The organism is Salipiger thiooxidans (genome assembly GCF_900102075.1).
Classification (GTDB): domain Bacteria; phylum Pseudomonadota; class Alphaproteobacteria; order Rhodobacterales; family Rhodobacteraceae; genus Salipiger; species Salipiger thiooxidans.
Genome location: NZ_FNAV01000003.1, coordinates 1 through 19,459, shown reverse-complemented (window position 1 = coordinate 19,459; position 19,459 = coordinate 1). Strand labels below are relative to the sequence as shown.

The 19,459-nt window shown below is 66.8% G+C and carries 19 protein-coding genes and 1 pseudogene; 11 read left to right on the top strand and 9 right to left on the bottom strand.

The features are described from left to right. Positions 1–17: 17 nt before the first annotated feature. Entirely contained in the window at positions 18–677 is a 660-nt protein-coding gene (locus tag BLQ77_RS04515) for a ZinT family metal-binding protein (RefSeq protein WP_089955922.1), read from the bottom strand. Between the two features lie 155 nt (positions 678–832). Beyond that, the gene (locus BLQ77_RS04510) at positions 833–1,207 is read right to left on the bottom strand and encodes a rhodanese-like domain-containing protein (protein ID WP_089955918.1); all 375 of its coding nucleotides are present in this window, start codon (positions 1,205–1,207) and stop codon (positions 833–835) included. A gap of 276 nt (positions 1,208–1,483) precedes the next feature. Here BLQ77_RS04510 and BLQ77_RS04505 point away from each other — a divergent pair, with 276 nt between their 5' ends. From BLQ77_RS04505 to BLQ77_RS04490, 4 genes and pseudogenes are all read left to right on the top strand, one after another. Beyond that, positions 1,484–2,710, top strand: coding sequence for a urate hydroxylase PuuD (locus tag BLQ77_RS04505; protein WP_089955916.1), 1,227 nt, complete (start codon positions 1,484–1,486; stop codon positions 2,708–2,710). A gap of 384 nt (positions 2,711–3,094) precedes the next feature. Then, positions 3,095–4,977, top strand: a pseudogene (mutL, locus tag BLQ77_RS04500) (DNA mismatch repair endonuclease MutL). Beyond that, positions 4,974–6,104 (top strand): DNA recombination protein RmuC, encoded by a 1,131-nt coding sequence (locus BLQ77_RS04495; protein ID WP_089955913.1) that lies wholly within the window; start codon positions 4,974–4,976, stop codon positions 6,102–6,104. Before mutL ends, BLQ77_RS04495 begins: the two are co-directional and overlap by 4 nt. Before the next feature lie 146 nt (positions 6,105–6,250). Then, the gene (locus BLQ77_RS04490; RefSeq protein ID WP_008886704.1) at positions 6,251–6,580 is read left to right on the top strand and encodes a DUF3775 domain-containing protein; all 330 of its coding nucleotides are present in this window, start codon (positions 6,251–6,253) and stop codon (positions 6,578–6,580) included. Positions 6,581–6,594: 14 nt separating this feature from the next. On the opposite strand, the gene BLQ77_RS04485 is transcribed toward BLQ77_RS04490, so the two are convergent. Beyond that, a complete protein-coding gene (locus tag BLQ77_RS04485) occupies positions 6,595–7,854 on the bottom strand; it encodes a DNA polymerase IV (RefSeq protein WP_089955910.1) in 1,260 nt (419 codons plus the stop codon). A 67-nt stretch (positions 7,855–7,921) separates the two neighbouring features. On the opposite strand from BLQ77_RS04485, the gene BLQ77_RS04480 reads away from it, so the two are divergent. Beyond that, positions 7,922–8,314 carry an NUDIX domain-containing protein gene (locus tag BLQ77_RS04480; RefSeq protein ID WP_089955908.1) on the top strand — a complete coding sequence of 131 codons (393 nt, stop codon included), beginning with the start codon at positions 7,922–7,924 and terminating at the stop codon, positions 8,312–8,314. Positions 8,315–8,345: 31 nt separating this feature from the next. On the opposite strand, the gene BLQ77_RS04475 is transcribed toward BLQ77_RS04480, so the two are convergent. Beyond that, positions 8,346–8,657 (bottom strand): hypothetical protein, encoded by a 312-nt coding sequence (locus tag BLQ77_RS04475; RefSeq protein WP_089955905.1) that lies wholly within the window; start codon positions 8,655–8,657, stop codon positions 8,346–8,348. A gap of 119 nt (positions 8,658–8,776) precedes the next feature. On the opposite strand from BLQ77_RS04475, the gene BLQ77_RS04470 reads away from it, so the two are divergent. Both BLQ77_RS04470 and BLQ77_RS04465 read left to right on the top strand, forming a co-directional pair. Continuing rightward, on the top strand, positions 8,777–9,676 hold the full coding sequence (locus BLQ77_RS04470) for an SPFH domain-containing protein (protein WP_089955903.1): 900 nt from the start codon (positions 8,777–8,779) through the stop codon (positions 9,674–9,676). Further along, entirely contained in the window at positions 9,673–9,939 is a 267-nt protein-coding gene (locus BLQ77_RS04465; protein ID WP_089955900.1) for an NfeD family protein, read from the top strand. Before BLQ77_RS04470 ends, BLQ77_RS04465 begins: the two co-directional genes overlap by 4 nt. A 48-nt stretch (positions 9,940–9,987) precedes the next feature. Here BLQ77_RS04465 and trpS read toward each other — a convergent pair whose 3' ends face one another. From trpS to BLQ77_RS04450, 3 genes are all read right to left on the bottom strand, one after another. Then, positions 9,988–10,989 carry a tryptophan--tRNA ligase gene (gene trpS / locus BLQ77_RS04460; RefSeq protein ID WP_089955896.1) on the bottom strand — a complete coding sequence of 334 codons (1,002 nt, stop codon included), beginning with the start codon at positions 10,987–10,989 and terminating at the stop codon, positions 9,988–9,990. A 200-nt stretch (positions 10,990–11,189) separates the two neighbouring features. Further along, entirely contained in the window at positions 11,190–11,909 is a 720-nt protein-coding gene (pyrF, locus tag BLQ77_RS04455) for an orotidine-5'-phosphate decarboxylase (protein ID WP_089955893.1), read from the bottom strand. 83 nt (positions 11,910–11,992) lie between these two features. Continuing rightward, the gene (locus BLQ77_RS04450; protein ID WP_089955889.1) at positions 11,993–12,271 is read right to left on the bottom strand and encodes a hypothetical protein; all 279 of its coding nucleotides are present in this window, start codon (positions 12,269–12,271) and stop codon (positions 11,993–11,995) included. Positions 12,272–12,462: 191 nt separating this feature from the next. On the opposite strand from BLQ77_RS04450, the gene clpB reads away from it, so the two are divergent. Next, complete coding sequence (gene clpB / locus BLQ77_RS04445; protein ID WP_089955885.1) at positions 12,463–15,078, top strand: ATP-dependent chaperone ClpB; 2,616 nt, start codon at positions 12,463–12,465, stop codon at positions 15,076–15,078. A 141-nt stretch (positions 15,079–15,219) separates the two neighbouring features. Here the strand turns inward: clpB and BLQ77_RS04440 are convergent, their stop codons facing one another. Further along, the gene (locus BLQ77_RS04440) at positions 15,220–15,657 is read right to left on the bottom strand and encodes a DUF302 domain-containing protein (protein WP_089955880.1); all 438 of its coding nucleotides are present in this window, start codon (positions 15,655–15,657) and stop codon (positions 15,220–15,222) included. Positions 15,658–15,761: 104 nt separating this feature from the next. Here BLQ77_RS04440 and BLQ77_RS04435 point away from each other — a divergent pair, with 104 nt between their 5' ends. The 3 genes from BLQ77_RS04435 (at position 15,762) to msrQ (ending at position 18,848) form a co-directional block, all read left to right on the top strand. Continuing rightward, positions 15,762–17,255, top strand: a complete 1,494-nt coding sequence (locus tag BLQ77_RS04435) for an FMN-binding glutamate synthase family protein (RefSeq protein ID WP_089955878.1) — start codon at positions 15,762–15,764, stop codon at positions 17,253–17,255. 70 nt (positions 17,256–17,325) lie between these two features. Then, entirely contained in the window at positions 17,326–18,231 is a 906-nt protein-coding gene (msrP, locus tag BLQ77_RS04430; RefSeq protein ID WP_089955875.1) for a protein-methionine-sulfoxide reductase catalytic subunit MsrP, read from the top strand. Beyond that, the gene (gene msrQ / locus BLQ77_RS04425; protein WP_089955872.1) at positions 18,231–18,848 is read left to right on the top strand and encodes a protein-methionine-sulfoxide reductase heme-binding subunit MsrQ; all 618 of its coding nucleotides are present in this window, start codon (positions 18,231–18,233) and stop codon (positions 18,846–18,848) included. Before msrP ends, msrQ begins: the two co-directional genes overlap by 1 nt. A 242-nt stretch (positions 18,849–19,090) precedes the next feature. Here msrQ and BLQ77_RS29025 read toward each other — a convergent pair. Then, a partial coding sequence (locus BLQ77_RS29025; protein WP_207545815.1) for a hypothetical protein occupies positions 19,091–19,459 on the bottom strand: 369 nt, incomplete at its 5' end.

The following is a 19,459-nucleotide window of genomic DNA, read 5'->3' as shown; positions in this document are numbered from 1 at the left end:
GGCGCCGCGCTCTGGACTTAGTGGGCCATCATCTCGGCGGCGACCTCGTTCCCGGTCAGCGACGCGGGATAGTAGGTCGGCCAGTTGGTCACCTCCTCCAGCAGTGCCGCGCGGTCCTCGCCCCAGTAGAGGTGGTAGTGCCCGGCTTTCTGCGGCGCGATGATATGGTCGCTGAACTGGATGTAGGCGGGCGCGGCCGCGTCGCCCGCGTCCTTGCGGAAGATGAACCGCACACCGCGGTTGCCCTTGGCGTAGGTCAGCACCTCGTAGCCGTCATCCGCGTAGCTCCCCGAAACCGACCCCTCCGGCCCGAAGAAGGTCACCTCGTTGCCCTCGATCAGGATGCGGTCGACGTCAGTGGCGTAGCCGGTCTCGTAATAGGCGCGGTACTCCTCGGCGCTCTTGTCGCCGTGCTCGGCCTTGTGCTGCATGACCGGGTCGAGCGTGCCGTCGCCCAGCAGCGGGTAGACCGACTGCCAGTCGCCCTCCCAGTCCGACAGCGCGCGGTTGGCGATCTGCGCGTCGTCGAAATAGCCGCGGTAGATGTCGTCATCCCCATGAGCGTGTTCGTGGCTCTGCGCGTCCGCGTGGTCATGAGCGTGATCGTGGGATTCCGCGGCGGCGGGCAGGCCCAGCAGCGAGGCGCCGAGGGCGAGGGCGAGAAGGGGTTTGGACATGGAGGATCCTTCCGGGATTGATTCCGTATGTTATATCGTAACATTCACCCGATACCCGCCACCCCGCCCCCTGGCAATCCCGCAATAAAAGGAAAGGGCGCCCGTCCAGGGCGCCCCATCCTCCATCGTCATGGCGTCACTCAAGAAAACGCGCGTCAGCTCACCAGATGTGGTGCGCCGGTCGCCATGTTGGTGCCGATGTAGGGCTTCTTGGCGCCCTTCCACGCACCGAACCCGCCTTCCATATGGGCGATCCGGGCAAGGCCCGCGTCGATCGCCCTGCGGGCCACGCGCTCGGACCGGACGCCCGAGCCGCAGTGAAAGACGATGCGCTTCTCGCTCTGTCCGGGCAGCTTGTCGGGGTTGAAGAAGGCCATCGGCATCAGGAGTGCGCCCTCGATATGCTCGAACATGAACTCCTGGGGCGTACGCACGTCGATCAGAATGATCTCGTTGCGGTTGAACGCGGCGGCGACCTCGTCCACGGTCCATGTCTCGAGAAGGGCGTCTCCGACCTGTTCGGTTTTCATCGCGCGGGTCCTTTCGGCGGTTGCGGGATATTCATTCCACAAATTGGATGTATCCGGCCCTCCTTCAAGGGCGATGCGACGAGACGGCGCGGGCGGTTCGCGTCTGGCGGGAAATGATCACGGGACGGGCAATGGCACGGGGGAATGCCTTCTCCCCGAGCGTGGGCACGCTTTTCGGGATGCGTTCGGCGTCAAACCGGGGTCTCTAAAAAGGGAAAGGCCATGGCCGTTTGCGCGGCATGCAGCACGAAAAGAACGAGACAACGGAGACGGGACATGGTGGATTTCATCGCGATGGAAGCGTGGGTCGAGTTCGCCGTGCGCTGGCTGCACGTTGTCACGGGCATCGCCTGGATCGGATCCTCGTTCTATTTCATCGCGCTCGATCTCGGCCTGCACCGCGACCGCAACCTTGCCTCCGGGGCGGATGGCGAGGAGTGGCAGGTCCACGGCGGCGGCTTCTACCACATCCAGAAATACCTCGTGGCGCCCGAGCGGATGCCGGAGGACCTCGTGTGGTTCAAGTGGGAGAGCTACGTCACCTGGCTCTCGGGCTTTGCCATGCTGGTGCTGGTCTACTACCTCGGGGCCGAGTTCTACCTCGTCGACCCGCGGGTCATGGACCTGCCGATCTGGGGCGCGATCCTGATCTCGCTGCTGTCGCTGAGCGTCGGCTGGCTGGCCTATGACGTCCTCTGCAAGTCGACGTTCGGCGACGACAACAACCGCCTGATGCTGTTTCTATTCGTGGTGCTGGTGGCGATGGCCTGGGGTTACACGCAGGTGTTCTCGGGCCGCGCGGCGCTGCTGCATCTGGGCGCCTTCACCGCGTCGATCATGACGGCGAACGTGTTCTTCATCATCATGCCAAACCAGCGCATCGTGGTGGAGGATCTCAAGAACGGCCGCATCCCGGATCCGAAATACGGCAAGATCGCCAAGCAGCGCAGCACCCACAACAACTACCTCACCCTGCCGGTGCTGTTCCTGATGCTGTCCAACCACTACCCGCTGGCCTTTGCGAGCGAGTACAACTGGATCATCGCGAGCCTCGTCTTCCTGATGGGGGTCACCATCCGGCACTTCTTCAACACCATGCACGCGCGCAAGGGCTTGCCCTACTGGACGTGGCTGGTGACGGCGCTGCTATTCCTCGCGATCATGTGGCTCTCGACGCTGTCGCTGCCGGGCGAAAGTGACTGGGACGCACAGGCCGAGGGGCCATCGCAGCGCTATGCCGAGGCGGAGGGGTTTGCCGAGGTGCAGGACATCATTCTGGGCCGCTGTTCGATGTGTCACAGCGCCGAGCCGGGGTGGGAGGGCCTCTACTGGGCACCAAAGGGTGTCCATCTCGACAGTGCGAAGGGCATCGCCGAGAACGCGAAGTCCATATATCTGCAGGCCGGTTTGAGCCGGGCCATGCCGCCCGCGAACCTGTCCTTCATGGAAGACTCCGAGCGTGACGTCATTCGTCGCTGGTTCAGGGCGGCGACGGAAGGCTAGGGCGTTTCAAAGCCCTCTGTGCGGTCATCCGCGGCAGTCGGCGGCGGGTGATCCTTGGGTCTTTCAGGTCGTGAAGCGCAGCGCGTCAGCTGTTCTTGAAAACGGCGGACACCGGGCGGAACCAGGTCTGAGCAAAGCTCTCGCCGTAGAATGCGGCGATTGTCTCGTATGCGAAGCGTGTAACGGGCATCTTGTTTCTCCAGTAATTTGGCGTTTTTTTGCTCGAGTGACGGATGCAGCAATACTGCGACCACCCTCGGCGACAGGGTAACATTGTTTCGTTAACGCTCCGACCGATACTTTGGTTCTATGGGCAACGGGCCCCGCCGCGGAGGCCGCATTCCCCCGTTTCAGAATCGCGGATCGGCTGCTAGGTATAGTGGGATGAACACCCACGCCCCCAATATCAGCCCTGAATCCCGTCCCGTCATCCGGCAGCTTGATGAGTCCGCGATCAACCGTATCGCGGCGGGCGAGGTCGTCGAACGGCCGGCCTCGGCGGTCAAGGAGCTGGTCGAGAACGCCATCGACGCGGGCGCGCGCCGAGTCGCGATCGAGATCGCGGACGGCGGCAAGACCCTGATCCGGGTCACGGACGACGGCTGCGGCATGAGCGCCGGCGAGCTGCCGCTGGCGCTGTCGCGCACGCCACCTCGAAGATCGACGGCAGCGACCTGCTCGACATTCACAGCTTCGGCTTCCGGGGCGAGGCGCTGCCCTCGCTGGGCGCGGTCGGGCGGCTGACCATCCAGAGCCGGGCCGCGGGCGAGGAGGGCGCCGAGATCTCGGTCGCGGGCGGGCAGACCGGCGGCGTGAAGCCCTGCGCGCTGAACGGCGGCACCGTGGTGACCCTGCGCGATCTCTTCTACGCGACGCCGGCGCGGCTCAAGTTCCTGCGCACCGACCGGGCCGAAATGCAGTCGATCTCCGAGGTCATCAAGAGGCTTGCCATGGCCGAGCCCTCGGTAGGCTTCACCCTGCGCGACGTGAGCGACGGCAAGGACCGCGTCACCTTCCGCGCCGACCCCTGTTCGGGCGATCTCTTCGACGCGCTGCGCGGGCGGATGGGGCAGGTGATGGGCGCCGAGTTCACCGACAACGCGCTTTCCATCGACGCCGAGCGCGAGGGCTTCCGGCTGACCGGGCTCGCGGCGCTGCCGACCTATTCGCGCGGCTCCTCGGTGGCGCAGCATCTCTTCGTCAACGGCCGCCCGGTGCAGGACCGGCTGCTGCACGGCGCGCTGCGCGGCGCCTACGCGGATTTCCTCAGCCGCGAGCGGCACCCGGCGGTGGCGCTCTTCGTCGATTGCGACCCGCACAAGGTCGACGTGAACGTGCACCCGGCGAAATCCGAGGTGCGCTTCCGAGACCCCGGCATCGTGCGAGGGCTCATCGTCTCGGCGCTGCGCCACGCGCTGGCCGAGGCCGGGCACCGTGCCTCGACCACCGTCGCGGGCGCCACGCTCGGCGCGATGCGGCCCGAGCCGCAGCCCGCCGCCGCGCCGCGGGTCTACCAGATGGACCGCCCGTCGCAGGGGGCGCTCTCCAGCGCCTGGCGGGCGCAGGCCCCGGCGCCTCAGCCCTATACGCCATCCGCGCCGCAGCCGACGTCGGGCTTTGCCGAGTTCTCGCGCGATTACTCCGGCCGGGTCGATGTGGTCGAAGAGCCCGAGCAGCCCGCCGAAGCGCTGCCGCTCGGGGCCGCGCGCGGGCAGGTGCACGAGAATTACATCATCGCGCAGACCGCAGACGGCGTGGTCATCGTCGACCAGCACGCCGCGCATGAGCGGCTGGTCTACGAGAAGCTCAAGCGCCAGATGGCCGAGCGCGGCGTCCCGGCGCAGGCGCTGCTGATCCCCGAGATCGTCGAGTTCTCGGCCGATGACCTGTCGCGGCTTCTGTCCGTCGCCGACGAGCTGTCACGCATGGGGCTGACCGTCGAGCCCTTCGGCGGCGGCGCCGTCGCGGTGCGCGAGACGCCCGCGATCCTCGGCGAGGTCAACGCCAAGGCGCTGCTCAACGACATTCTCGACGAGCTCGCGGACTACGGCTCGAGCCAGCTCGTGCAGGAGAAGATCGAGGCCATCCTCAGCCGCGTCGCCTGCCACGGGTCGATCCGCTCGGGCCGCCGGATGCGCGCCGAGGAGATGAACGCGCTGCTGCGCGAGATGGAGGCCACGCCGCATTCCGGCCAGTGCAACCACGGCCGCCCCACCTATGTAGAGCTCAAGCTCTCGGACATCGAGCGGCTGTTCGGGCGCACATGACCGAGACCCTTACGCCAGTTCTGAACGACCCGCGGCTGCTGCTGGCGGCGGTGCTGGGGGTGCTGCTGCTGGTTATGCTGCTGGCGATCCGTGCCGCCAACCGCGCCGGGCGCATGGCGCAGCCGCTGATGCAGCTCTCGCGCCGGGTCGAGGCGCTGGGCGAGGGGCAGGAGCGGCTCGCCGGGGGGCTGCACCACGTCACCGAGGCGCAGACCCAGAGCCAGACCGCGATGCTCGAGCTGATGGAGCGCCGTCTGGCGGAGGTGCAGGGCCGCATGTCCGAAAGCCTGCACGGCACTGCCCGCCGCACCGCGCATTCGCTGGGCGAGCTGCAGGAACGGCTGAAGGTCATCGACCGCGCGCAGGAGAACATCTCGCGGCTCTCGGGCGACGTGCTGTCGCTGCAGGACATCCTGTCGAACAAGCAGACCCGCGGCGCCTTCGGAGAGATCCAGCTCAACGACATCGTCGGCAAGGCGCTGCCCCCGGACAGCTTCACCATGCAGGCGACGCTGTCGAACGGCCGCCGCGCCGACTGCCTCATCCACATGCCCGAGCCGCCGGGGCCCATCGTCATCGACGCCAAGTTTCCGCTCGAGGCCTACGAGGCGCTGCAGCGGGCCGAGCAGGGCGACAGCCGCACCCGCGCCGCGCAGGCCTTCCGGCTGTCGGTGCGCAAGCACCTGCGCGACATCGCCTCGCGCTACATCATCGAGGGCGAGACGGCGGATTCCGCGCTGATGTTCCTGCCCTCCGAGGCGGTCTATGCCGAGCTGCACGCCAATCACCCCGAGGTGGTGCGCGAGGGCTTCAACCTGCGGGTCTGGATCGTCTCGCCGACCACCTGCATGGCGACGCTCAACACCCTTCGGGCGATCCTCAAGGACGCGCGGATGCGCGAGCAGGCGGGCGCGATCCGGCGCGAGCTGGCGCTGCTGCACGCAGATGTGGAACGGCTCGGAGCCCGGGTCGAGAACCTCGACCGGCATTTCGGACAGGCGGCGCGCGACGTCGCCGAGATCCGCATCAGCGCCGAGAAGGCGGGGCTGCGGGCGCGGCGTCTCGATGCCTTCGATTTCGAGGACGGGCGCGACGACACCATCGTGCCGCTGCCGCGCAACTCCTGACACCCGGCCGGCGCGCGGCCCATGTTTGAGCCGCGTGCGAGAAGTTTTGCCAGACGCCCGAACCTGCCGTACTCTTGAGCAGGATCAATGACGGGACGTGGCGGACGTGTCCTAAGTGGATCGCCACGATCAAGGAGACGGGGAAAATGGAAGAGATCAGTGTCAGGAAGGTCGCCCATGTCATCCTGCTGGCGCGCGAGATGGACCGCGGCGAAGGTGAATTGCGCGGTGTCATCGAGCACATGACGGAGGAGGAGCAGGGCGCGCTGGTGGCGATCATGTGGATCGGCCGCGACGCCTTTGAAGCCGACGAATGGCAGGAAGCCTTCGCGACGGCCATGTCCGAGGCCTCGACCCCGACCGCCGATTACCTGATCGGCACGCCGCACGTGGCCGACCACCTCGAGGCCGGGCTCGAAGCGCTTGGCTACGATCCCTCGGACGAGGAAGACCAGCTTCTGCGCCGCGGCGCCTGAGAGCGTTCCGCGGGTCAGCGCAGGGCGCGGCCCTTCATGATCGCGTCGTCGCCGAACCTTGCGCGGATCGCATCCGTGGCGCGTTCGGCCCCGGCGCGCCGCTCCGCCTGAGGGTCGAGCAGGTCGCCCAGCCGGTCGGCCTGCGCCGCCGGCACCAGTTGCGAGATTCCCGCCCCCAGCAACCGATAGGGCCCGCGCGCGCCGACCTGGTCGAAGAGCGCCCGGGCCTCGCGGTAGATGCGGTCCGCCATCTGCGTCGCGTCGCCATGTCCCAGCGCGTGGCGCCGGGTGATCAGCTGGAAATTTGCCCGCTTGAGCTTCAGCACCACGACCTGTCCGGCCAGCCCTTTGGCCTTGGCACGGTCGGCGACCTTTTCGCACATGCGCCAGAGGTGGCCGTCGAGGATGTCCGGATCGGCGGTGTCCTCGCTGAAAGTCGTCTCGTTCGAGATCGACTTTACCGGCGCGTCGCGGGTCACCCGCCGGTGATCCTCGCCACGGGCAAGGTGCCACAGCCGGTCGCCCATGCTGCCGAAGCGCGCCGCCAGCGCCTCGCGGTCCCAGCGCAGCAGGTCCTCGAAGGTGCGGATGCCGGCGCGGTCGAGCGCTTCCTGCCCGGCCTGGCCCACGCCCCAGATCATCCGCACGGGTCGTGGCCGCAAGAAGTCCTGCGTCTCGGCCTTGCCGATCACCGAGAAGCCGTGTGGCTTGTCGAGGTCAGAGGCTATCTTGGCGAGGAACTTGTTGTGCGAGAGCCCGATGGAGCCGGTGACGCCAAGCTCGGCCTTCATCCGCCTCACCAGCCGCGCCAGCACCACGGCCGGCGGCGCCCCGTGCAGCCGCGCGGTGCCGGTGAGGTCGAGAAAGGCCTCGTCCAGCGACAGCGGCTCGATGGCGGGAGTGAGCTCTTCCATGAAGCCGCGGATCTGGCGCGAGACCTCGGCGTAGAGCGACATGCGCGGCTTCAGCACCACCGCGTCGGGGCAGAGCTTCAGCGCCTGGAACATCGGCATGGCCGAGCGCACGCCGCGGATCCGCGCCACGTAGCAGGCGGTCGAGACCACGCCGCGCTTGCCGCCTCCGATGATGACCGGCTTGTCGGCAAGCTCGGGGTTCTCGCGCTTTTCGACGCTGGCGTAGAAGGCGTCGCAATCCATGTGCGCGATGCCGAGCGTCCACAGCTCGTCATGGCGCACCACTCTCGGGCGCCCGCACGACGGGCAGCGCGTCCCGTCGTCGAATTCGGTCAGGCAGTCGCGGCAGAGCGCGGGCATGGGTGGTAATTCCCGGGCGAATGTCTACCTGTCCAATATAGTGGGAAACGGTGGCCGGGGCCATGTCATGAGCTTCGAAGGTGCGAAGGTGATGCTCTTTCTGGGCGGCGATCTTCTGGTGATCCGGCGGGATCATACCGAGGGGATTCCGTGGCCGGGGTATCTCGACTTTCCGGGCGGCGGCCGCGAGGGCGACGAGCGCCCCGAGGATTGCGCGCTGCGCGAAACCCGCGAGGAAGTGGGGCTCGAGCTGAGCGAGGAGCTGCTCGAATGGGGGCACCAGCACGGCTACGCGGTGTTCTTCGCGGCGCATCTGCCCGCCGACCGCGCACGTGACATCCGGTTCGGTGACGAGGGTTATGGCTGGCAGCTCATGCCGCCCGAGGAATACGCCGCGCGCGAGGACGCGATTCCGCATTTCCGCGCGCTTCTGACCGCCTATCTCGAGGGCCGCGACTGAGACGCAGGGCCCGCGCTGGCGGGCCGCCGTGTCAGGCCGCCCGCATCCAGCGCAGCCACGCGAAGGAATCGTAGGGGTGCGAGCGCGCGGGCGGTTCGCGGAAGGGTCCCTGCGCGGCGCGCGGCATGAGCCGGGCGCGCAGCCCCTCGGAGGAATTTCTCGTCTTCATCGCGTTGGCCAGAAGGCCGCGGCGGACCCGCTCTTCGCTTGCGTCGAGCGGGCTATGAAAGCTGCTGGCAACCCGCAGCCGGCCTTCATCCGTGTGGAAGGTCACGAGCGCCTCGTAGCACTCTTCACCGGCATTGTAGGTCAGATTGCCGATCTGAGCATGGCTCTGTATCATCGGAAAGTCTCCTGCCTGTTACGCTTCGAGAACGCCGAAAACCGCGCAAGGGTTCCGGAAACCGCTTTCGCGACCCTGTGACGGTCGGCATACTGCCGCCGAATAATGAGGCGAATTTGATGAGTATCGAAGACATTCTGAGCGGGGTCCTACAGGGCGGAAATCTCGTCGTCCTGTTGCTGGCGGGCTTCATCATCCTGGCGATCCTGCTGGGCGTCCGCATCGTTCCGCAGTCAGAAAAACATGTGGTCGAGCGCTTTGGGCGATTGCGTGCGGTGCTTGGACCGGGGATCAACTTCATCGTCCCCTTCCTCGACCGGGTCCGCCACAAGGTGTCGATCCTCGAACGCCAGCTGCCCAACGCCAGCCAGGATGCCATCACGGCGGATAACGTTCTCGTAGAGGTCGAGACCTCGGTGTTCTACCGCATCCTCGAACCCGAGAAGACCGTCTACCGCATCCGCGATGTCGACGCGGCCATCGCCACCACGGTCACCGGCATCGTGCGCGCCGAGATCGGCAAGATGGAACTCGACGAGGTGCAGTCCAACCGCGCGGCGCTGATCGCGACGATCAAGGGCAATGTCGAGGAGCAGGTCGACGACTGGGGTATCGAGGTGACGAGGGCCGAGATCCTCGACGTGAACCTCGACCAGGCGACGCGCGACGCGATGCTGCAGCAGCTCAACGCCGAGCGCGCGCGCCGGGCGCAGGTCACCGAGGCCGAGGGCAAGAAGCGCGCGGTCGAACTGGCCGCCGATGCCGAGCTCTACGCCGCCGAGCAGGTTGCCAAGGCCCGCCGCATTGCCGCAGACGCCGAGGCCTATGCCACGCAGGTGGTTGCAAAGGCCATCGCCGATCACGGCCTGTCGGCGGCGCAGTATCAGGTCGCGCTGAAGCAGGTGGAGGCGCTGACCGCGCTCGGCAAGGGCGAGGGCAAGCAGACCATCGTGGTCCCGGCCGATGCGCTCGACGCGTTCCGCAACGCGTTCGGCATGCTGAAGGGGCGCAGCGAATGATCTACCTCTGGTGGGCCTGGATGGCGGCGGCGGTGCTGCTTCTGGTTCTCGAGATGCTGGCGCCGGGGTTCATCTTCCTCGGCTTCGCGGTGGGCGCGGCGGCGGTCGGGCTCTGGCTGCTGGCGGGCTACGCCGTGGCCTGGCCGTGGCTGTTGCTGGTCTTCGCGATGGTGTCGCTGGTGGCGTGGATCGTGCTGCGCCAGCTCGTCGGTGTCCGCAAGGGGCAGGTCAAGCTCTGGGATCGCGACATCAACGAGGACTGAGCGGCCCGCCCGGGTCGCCTCGGGGCAGGCCGTCGTTCCGGGGGCGGGTCAGAGCCGGAACAGCCCCAGCGCCTCCATCACCTCCTGTTTCGTGGCATCGGTGAGATCCCGCGCCGCGCCGGTGCCCTCGGCGACGATGCGCAGCACCTCGCCCGGGTCGGCGGCGTAGTCTGCCCGCCGGGTGCGGATCGGGGCGAGAAGTTCCTGCAGGATTTCCTCGAGCCGGCGTTTCACCACGGAATCGCCGAGCCCGCCGCGCCTGTAGTGGTCCTTGAGCCGCGCCACCTCCTCGCGGTCCGGGTCGAAGGCGTCGAGATAGGTGAAGACCACGTTGCCCTCGATGCGGCCCGGATCCTCGATCCGCAGGTGGTCGGGGTCGGTGAACATGGCGCGCACGGCGGCGCGAATCTCGTCCGGCCCGGCAGAGAGCGCGATGGCGTTGCCGCCTGACTTGCTCATCTTGGCCCTGCCGTCGATGCCCGGGAGGCGGCCGGCCTCGGGGATCAGCGCCTGCGCCTCGGGCAGCACCTCGCGCCCGGCGCTGGCGTTGATGCGGCGGACGATCTCGTTGCATTGCTCGATCAGCGGCGCCTGATCCTCGCCCACCGGCACGACGGTGGCCTTGAAGGCGGTGATGTCGGCGGCCTGCGCGGCCGGGTAGCAGAGGAAGCCCGCCGGGATGTCGCGCCCGAAGCCGCGGGCGCGGATCTCGTCCTTGATGGTCGGGTTGCGCTCGAGCCGGGCGACGGTGACGAAGTTGAGATAGAGCATCGACAGTTCGGCCAGCGCGGGCAGATGCGATTGCAGGCAGATCGTGGTCTTCGCCGGGTCGATGCCCACCGCGAGATAGTCGAAGGCCACCTCAAGCACGTTGCGGCGCACCTTGCCGATGTCGTCGGCGTTGTCGGTCAGCGCCTGGGTGTCGGCAAGCAGCAGGAACTGCCGGTGGCTGTCCTGCAACGCCAGCCGGTTCTTCAGGGAACCGGCGTAATGGCCGATGTGCAGCGGGCCGGTGGTGCGGTCGCCGGTGAGGATGACGGGTCTGGACATGTTGGGTCTCCGTTGTGGGGGAACGGGACGCCGCATCGGGGGAGGGGATATGAAAAAGGCCGCCCGGATGCGGCGGCCCTGTGTCGTGCATGATCGCGCTGGCCGCCCTGTCAGGAGGGCTGCCACCAGAAGCGGATATGGGTCGTCGCGCGGGTCATGCGGGTTCGGTAGACCGAACGGGGCCCGCGCGCAAGCGGCGATCAGCCCCGGTTCGGGCGCTGAGCCTGCGGCGAGGCCAGCTCTCGCTGGATCGAGAGCGCCGCGTCGCGCGGGCTTTCCGAGCGCCAGACCGGACGGCCCACCACGATGTGGTCGGCCCCGGCGGCGACGGCGTTGGCGGGCGTCGCAATGCGCTTCTGGTCGTCGTCGGCGCTGCCCGCGGGGCGCACGCCGGGGGTCACGATGAGCCGGCCCTCGGCTTCGGGCAGGGCGCGGATGCGCGCGGCCTCGTTCGGCGAGGCGATGATGCCGTCGGCCCCGGCCTCGAAGGCGCGGGCGGCACGCTCGACCACCAGGTCCGCCACCTCGCCCGTCTGGATCATGCTGGCATCGAGGTCGGCGCGGTCGAGCGAGGTCAGGATAGTCACCGCGAGGATCTTGAGATCCTTGCCGGCGGCGCCTTCCTTGGCGGCGCGGACCACGTGCGGGTCACCGTGCACCGTGAGGAAGTCGAGGTCGAACTGCGCCAGCCCGCGTACCGCGTTCTCGACCGTCTGACCGATGTCGAAGAGCTTCATGTCGAGGAAGATGCGCTTGCCGTGCTCCTGCTTGAGCTCGTTGGCGAGCGCCAGACCGCCGCCGGTCAGCATCCCGAGGCCGATCTTGTAGAAGGACACGGCATCGCCGATCTGGTCGGTGAGCTTCAGCGCCTCCAGCGCGTTCGGCACGTCTAGGGCAACGATCAGGCGGTCGTCGGTCATCGGGCGCTCCTGCTGTCTTGGGATCGTCCCCTCATGCGGCGCAGGGGCGCTGCCGTCAAGCCCGGCGGGGGCGGGCGCGCCTGCTAGCCTGGCGGATTGCCCATGCGCAGGCCGGTCAGCACGCCTTCGTCGAAAGACAGCTCTTCCTGGCCGGTGCGGTATTCCGGCATCCGCATCACCCGGTCGATGGCCCGCGAGAGGATGCGCCGGGGCAGGGCGATGCGCCATGGCGAGACCCGGGGCGGGGCCAGCAGCGCGATCTCGATCCGGCCGTTTGCGGCGACGAGCGAGACCGTTCCCGGTTTCATCCGCTCGGGTTCCGGCCCGTCGAAGCCGTCAAGGGTGATTCTCCGTACGTGCATCGCGTCAGCCTCCGTTTCCCGTGAAACTATCCGCGATACGGGTAAAGATATGATGGATGCGGATTCTGCCATCACGGATCTTGAAGCCTTTCACGACGGCAACCATCTGTAATCCGAGGCCCGAGACAGCCGCGTGCCGCCCAGGCGGGCGCGACATTTTCCCAGCGGGCGCTTATGGAAGGAGAGACACCATGAACTTGGAGAAGTTCACGGAGCGGTCGCGTGGTTTCATTCAGGCCGCACAGACCATCGCTATGCGGGACAACCACCAGCGATTGGTCCCGGAACATCTGCTGAAGGCCCTGATGGATGACGAGCAGGGGCTCGCGTCCAATCTCATCACCCGTGCGGGCGGTCAGCCGCCGCGCGTGGTCGAGGTGCTCGAGCAGAAGCTGAGCAAGATCCCCCGGGTGAGCGGCGACGCAGGCCAGGTCTATCTGGACCCGGCAACGGCGCGCGTGCTCGACGAGGCCGAGAAGATCGCGAAGAAGGCGGGCGACAGCTTCGTTCCCGTCGAGCGCATCCTCACCGCCCTCGCCATCGAGAAATCCGGTGCCAAGGAGGCGCTCGAGGCCGGCAATCTGACGCCGCAGCGCCTGAACGAGGCGATCAACGACCTGCGCAAGGGCCGCACCGCGGACAGTGCATCGGCGGAAGAGGGTTATGACGCCCTCAAGAAATACGCCCGCGACCTGACCGAGGCCGCCGAGCAGGGCCGGATCGACCCGATCATCGGCCGGGACGAGGAAATCCGTCGCTCTATGCAGGTGCTGAGCCGCCGCACCAAGAACAACCCGGTGCTGATCGGGGAACCCGGCGTCGGTAAAACGGCGATTGCCGAGGGCCTCGCGCTGCGCATCATCGACGGCGACGTGCCGGAGAGCCTGCGCAACAAGCGGCTGATGGCGCTCGACATGGGCGCGCTGATCGCCGGTGCGAAATATCGTGGCGAGTTCGAGGAGCGGCTGAAGTCTATCCTCAAGGAGATCGAGTCAGCTGCGGGCGAGATCATCCTGTTCATCGACGAGATGCACACGCTGGTCGGCGCGGGCAAGACGGACGGCGCCATGGACGCGTCGAACCTGCTGAAACCCGCGCTCGCACGGGGTGAGCTGCACTGCGTCGGCGCCACCACGCTCGACGAGTACCGCAAGCACGTCGAGAAGGACCCGGCGCTGGCCCGGCGCTTCCAGCCGGTGATGGTGCAGGAGCCGACGGTCGAGGACACCATCTCGATCCTGCGCGGCATCAAGGAGAAATACGAGCTGCACCACGGCGTGCGGATCTCGGACTCTGCGCTTGTCGCCGCCGCCACGCTGAGCCACCGCTACATCACCGACCGTTTCCTGCCGGACAAGGCCATCGACCTGATGGACGAGGCGGCATCGCGGCTGCGGATGGAAGTGGACAGCAAGCCCGAAGAGCTCGACCAGCTCGACCGCAACATCCTGCAGATGCAGATCGAGGTCGAGGCGCTGAAGCTCGAGGACGACGCGGCGTCGAAGGACCGGCTCGAGAAGCTCGAAAAGGAACTGGCCGATCTCGAGGAGAAATCCGCCGAGATGACCGCCCAGTGGCAGGCCGAGCGCGACAAGCTGGCCTCGGCCCGGGATCTGAAGGAGCAGCTGGACCGGCTGCGCGCCGAGCTCGAGATCGCCAAGCGCGAGGGCAACTTCGCCAAGGCCGGTGAGCTGCAATACGGCAAGATCCCCGAGATCGAGAAGAAGCTGGCCGAGGCCGAGGCGGCCGAGGGTGACGTCATGGTCGAAGAGGCCGTGCGTCCCGAGCAGATCGCCGAGGTGGTCGAACGCTGGACCGGCATCCCGACCAGCAAGATGCTGGAAGGCGAGCGCGAGAAGCTCCTGCGCATGGAGGACGGGCTGCACAAGCGGGTCGTCGGCCAGAACCAGGCGGTCAAGGCAGTCGCCAATGCGGTGCGGCGGGCCCGTGCGGGTCTCAACGACGAGAACCGTCCGCTGGGGTCGTTCCTGTTCCTCGGACCGACCGGCGTCGGCAAGACCGAGCTGACCAAGGCCGTGGCCGAGTTCCTGTTCGACGACGACAGCGCGATGGTGCGCATCGACATGTCGGAGTTCATGGAGAAACACTCGGTGGCCCGTCTCATCGGTGCGCCTCCGGGCTACGTGGGCTACGACGAGGGCGGTGTGCTGACCGAAGCGGTGCGGCGTCGGCCTTACCAGGTCGTGCTGTTCGACGAGGTCGAGAAGGCGCACCCGGACGTGTTCAACGTGCTCCTGCAGGTGCTCGATGACGGGGTGCTGACCGACGGCCAGGGCCGCACGGTGGACTTCAAGCAGACGCTGATCGTGCTGACGTCCAACCTTGGCTCGCAGGCGCTGTCGCAGCTTCCCGAGGGGGCCGACAGCAGCCAGGCGCGGCGCGACGTGATGGACGCGGTGCGGGCGCACTTCCGCCCCGAGTTCCTCAACCGGCTCGACGAGACGATCATCTTCGACCGGCTCAAGCGCGGCGACATGGACGGCATCGTCGAAATCCAGCTCGCCCGCCTGCTCAAGCGGCTGGCGAACCGCAAGGTCACGCTGGAGCTCGACGAGGGCGCCAAGAAGTGGCTGGCGGAAGACGGCTACGACCCGGTCTTCGGGGCCCGTCCGCTCAAGCGGGTGATCCAGCGCGCGCTGCAGGATCCGCTGGCCGAGATGATCCTCGCCGGCGACATCAGGGACGGCGACACGGTGCCGGTCACCGCAGGCTCGGAAGGCCTGCTGATCGGCGAGCGGGTCGGCGCCTCGAGCCGGCCGCGGCCGGACGATGCGGTCGTCCACTGATGCCTGACACGGGCTCCCGCCAGCGGGGGCCCGACAGGACGCCCTCGCAAGGACGTCTCACAAGACCGACAGGCCCGCCCCACCGGCGGGCCTTTTCATGTGCGCGGCGCCCGGGCGAAAGGACCCCGGCGAGGGCCGCGCTCAGTCCAGCCCGATGGCGTCGCGCACGATACCGTCGAGCAGCGACTGGATGGTCTGCATCTCGCCCTCTGGGAACGGCCGGAAGCCGATCGTGGTCACGTCGGGCGTGTCGTGCCGGACGATGACGAAGACGTTGTATGGGCAGAACATCACGTTCATCGGATCCGCCTCCATCACCTCGCGCGACAGCTGTGCCGAGCAGAAGCTGTAGACATCCGCATGATCGAACAGCACCACGTCCGAGCCGACGTCCTGCCGGGTGCGCTCGAGCATCTCTCCGGTGTGGCTGATGTGGTCGACGACCAGCCCGGCCCCGAGGATCGCGTTTTCGAGCCCGAAGATCACGTCATCGAAGCTCTGGTCCGTGTCATAGGTCACTGCCTCCTCCGCAGCGACAGGTGACGTGGCCAAGACCAGCGCCGAAATCAGTTTTTTCATCTCTCTCCTCCCCAATGGTTGCCGTTCCCGGCAACGATTGTCACGATACCGAAGTACTAAGATTCCGCCAGTCATGCAAATCAATGAATATGTGAGGGAAAGTCATGGGCGCCGCAATGTATGCTTTGCAGGTCCTCGCGTTGCTCTTTGTCGCGGTGATCGGCGCGGCCGTGATGCTGACGGCGGCGCTTTATGTCGTCGATTCGACGCAGGCCGGCGATGCCATCCGGCGCAACTACCCGGTGATCGGGCGCTTCCGCGGGCTCTTCACCAAGCTGGGAGAGTTCTTCCGGCAGTACTTCTTCGCCATGGACCGCGAGGAGATGCCGTTCAACCGGGCGCAGCGTGAGTGGGTCTACCACGCCACCAAGGGCAAGGATAACACCGTGGCCTTCGGCTCGACCCGCAACCTCAACATCCCCGGCACGCCGATCTTCGTGAACGCGGTGTTCCCGCCGCTCGACGACCAGTTCGCCACGACCGAGCCCATGGTGATCGGCCCGCACGCGCGGGTGCCCTACGTGGCCAGGTCGATCTTCAACATCTCGGGCATGAGCTACGGTGCGATCTCGCGTCCCGCGGTCGAGGCCCTGAGCCGCGGCGCCGCCAAGGCCGGGATCTGGCTCAACACCGGCGAGGGCGGGCTCTCGCCCTATCACAAGGTGGCCGACTGCGATCTCGTGTTCCAGATCGGCACCGCCAAGTTCGGCCTGCGTGACGAGACCGGCGGGCTCTCGGACGAGAAGCTCCGGAAGGTCGGCACCGATCCGCAGGTGAAGATGTTCGAGCTCAAGCTCGCGCAGGGCGCCAAGCCCGGCAAGGGCGGCATCCTGCCCGGCGAGAAGGTCAACGAGGAGGTCGCGGCGATCCGGGGCCTCAAGGTCGGGCAGGCCGGCATCTCGCCCAACCGCCACCGCGAGATCGACGATTTCGGCGACCTGCTCGACATGATCGGCCACATCCGCGAGGTCTCGGGCAAACCTGTGGGCTTCAAGACGGTGATCGGCTCGTCCGACGAGTGGGAGAACCTGTTCAAGCTGATCATCGAGCGCGGCCCCGAAAGCGCGCCCGACTTCATCACCATCGACGGCGGCGAGGGCGGCACCGGCGCGGCCCCCATGCCGCTCATCGACCTTGTCGGCATGCCGATCCGCGAGGCGCTGCCCCGGATCGTCGACCTGCGCGACCGCTACGGGCTCAAGGACCGCATCCGCATCATCGCCAGCGGCAAGCTGGTGAACCCGGCCGACGTGGCCTGGGCGATCTGCCTCGGCGCCGACTTCGTCACCTCGGCGCGCGGTTTCATGTTCTCGCTCGGCTGCATCCAGGCGCTCAAGTGCAACCGCAACACCTGTCCCACCGGCATCACCACCCATGACCCGCGCCTGCAGAAGGGGCTGGTGGTCGAGGACAAGTACGTGAAGGTCGCCAACTACGCCAGGAGCATCATCAAGGAGGTCGAGACCATCGCACACTCTGTCGGCGTCTCCGAGCCCCGACAGATGCGCCGCCGCCATGTGCGCATCGTGCAGGCGGACGGCAGTTCGATCCCGTTCAACAAGATCCGGCCAAGTTACAACCCCGACACCGCAAAGTGAGTCTTTGTTTGTTTGAGCACGCCGGTGCGTCGGCTACCTTCTGCTGCGGGGGACGCAACAGGAGGACGCCATGGCCCTGCGCTGGACAGGCACACTGAAAGACCGCGACGTGACCGATGAGGCGCTCTGGCTGAACCGCCGCGCGCTGCTGGGCGGGGCCGCGGGGCTCGGGCTCATGGGCATCGCCGGGGGCGCCCGCGCCGCCGAGGGGGATCTCGAACCCAACAGCTGGGAAGAGATCACCAGCTACAACAACTACTATGAGTTCGGCACCGGCAAGGACGATCCTGCCCGCTATGCCGAACGGCTCACCATCGCGCCCTGGACCGTGCGCATCGACGGTCTTGTCGACCGCCCCGGGGATTACGCCTTCGAGGACATCCTGTCGAAGATGACGCTCGAGGAAAGGCTCTACCGCTTCCGCTGTGTCGAGGCCTGGTCGATGGTCGTGCCTTGGACCGGGTTCGAGCTTGCCGACCTGCTGGAGCTCGCCGGGGTGCAGTCCTCGGCCAAGTATGTCGGTTTCGAGACCGTCCTGAACCGCGACGAGATGCCGGGCACCGCCTACCGTGTGCTCGACTGGCCCTATGTCGAAGGGCTGCGGCTCGATGAGGCGATGCACCCGCTCACGATCATGGCCACGGGCATCTACGGCAAGGACATCCCCAAGCAGAACGGCGCGCCGCTGCGGCTGGTGGTGCCGTGGAAATACGGGTTCAAGTCGATCAAGTCGGTGGTGCGCATCACCCTGACCGACAGCGAGCCGCCGACCTCGTGGAACAAGGCCAACGCCCGCGAGTACGGCTTCTATTCCAACGTGAACCCCGAGGTCAGCCATCCGCGCTGGAGCCAGGCCACAGAGCGGCGCATCGGCGGAGGGCTCTTCGCCGCGCGGCAGGACACGCTGCCGTTCAACGGCTATGGCGACGAGGTGGCCGGGCTCTATGCCGGCATGGACCTTTCGACGTATTTCTGATGATCGCCGACCGGATCAACGCCGCCACCCGGCGCGTCCCCAGCTGGACCCTATATATACTGTCACCGCTGCCGGCGCTCTGGTGGCTCTGGCAAGGGCTGACCGGGGGCTTGGGCGTCGAGCCGATCAAGGCGCTTGAGCATGCGCTGGGTGAATTCGCCCTGCAGCTTCTGGTCGTGGGGCTTTGCATCACGCCGCTGCGGCGCTTCGCCGGGGTGAATCTGCTGCGCTTCCGTCGTGCCGTGGGGCTGATCGCGTTTTTCTACGTATTGCTGCACCTGCTGGTGTGGCTGGTGCTCGACGTGCAGATCCCTGCGCAGATCTGGGCCGACATCGTGAAGCGCCCGTATATCACCGTGGGGATGGCGGGTTTCGCGCTGCTGATCCCGCTGGCACTGACGTCCAACAATCTCTCGGTGCGCCGGCTTGGAGGTCTCCGCTGGCGCCAGTTGCACCGGCTCACCTATGCGGCGGTCCTTTTGGGGGCGCTGCACTTCGTGATGCTGGCAAAGGGCTTCCAGATCGAGCCGCTGGCCTACCTGATCGCGGTGCTCGGGCTGCTGGCCCTGAGGCTTCCCGCGCTCGAGACCATGTCCCGCCGCCGTCTGCGCGGCTGACGCGGGGCGCGGGGCTGCCTTGGCGGGCGGGAAAAACGAGTCACTTCGCGAGTCGCAACGCCTGACGCTCTGGGATTCTCAGGCCACCTGTGGGCGCTCTTGGGTATAAGGCTGTGGGTAACGCAAGATGTGGTGGAAGCCGGGGTCGGTCCGAGGATCGCCGGGCCATGCAGCGGGTCGGCATCAGGGGGATGCACAGTTTTCCTTATGAATTAACCCGCTGAAATCACAATAATATTCTCTCAGGTGAAAAAAAGATGACGAATAATGGGAAAGGGGGCTTGCGGGTGTCGGGTGTAATCCGTAGATAGCCCCTCACCGGCGGCGCTGAGGCGCTGACGGGACGCAGGACGGAGCGGCGGCGGCGAGGAAACGAGACGCGGTTGCAGACGATGCGGACGGAACATCGAGAGGCAGGGAAAGGCGGGCGCGCCGGAAGATAGGGCGCACTGGTCTGGTTTTTGTCTCTCACGCTCTTTGACATTGATGATATCTGAAGAGATATGCGGGCGACTCTGGTTCATTCGATGGATCAAGTCTCTGTATATCGCGCTGGTAGGGGTAACCCGATGATCCAGTGTCAGCTTCACTGTTTGTACGGCTTTCGGTTT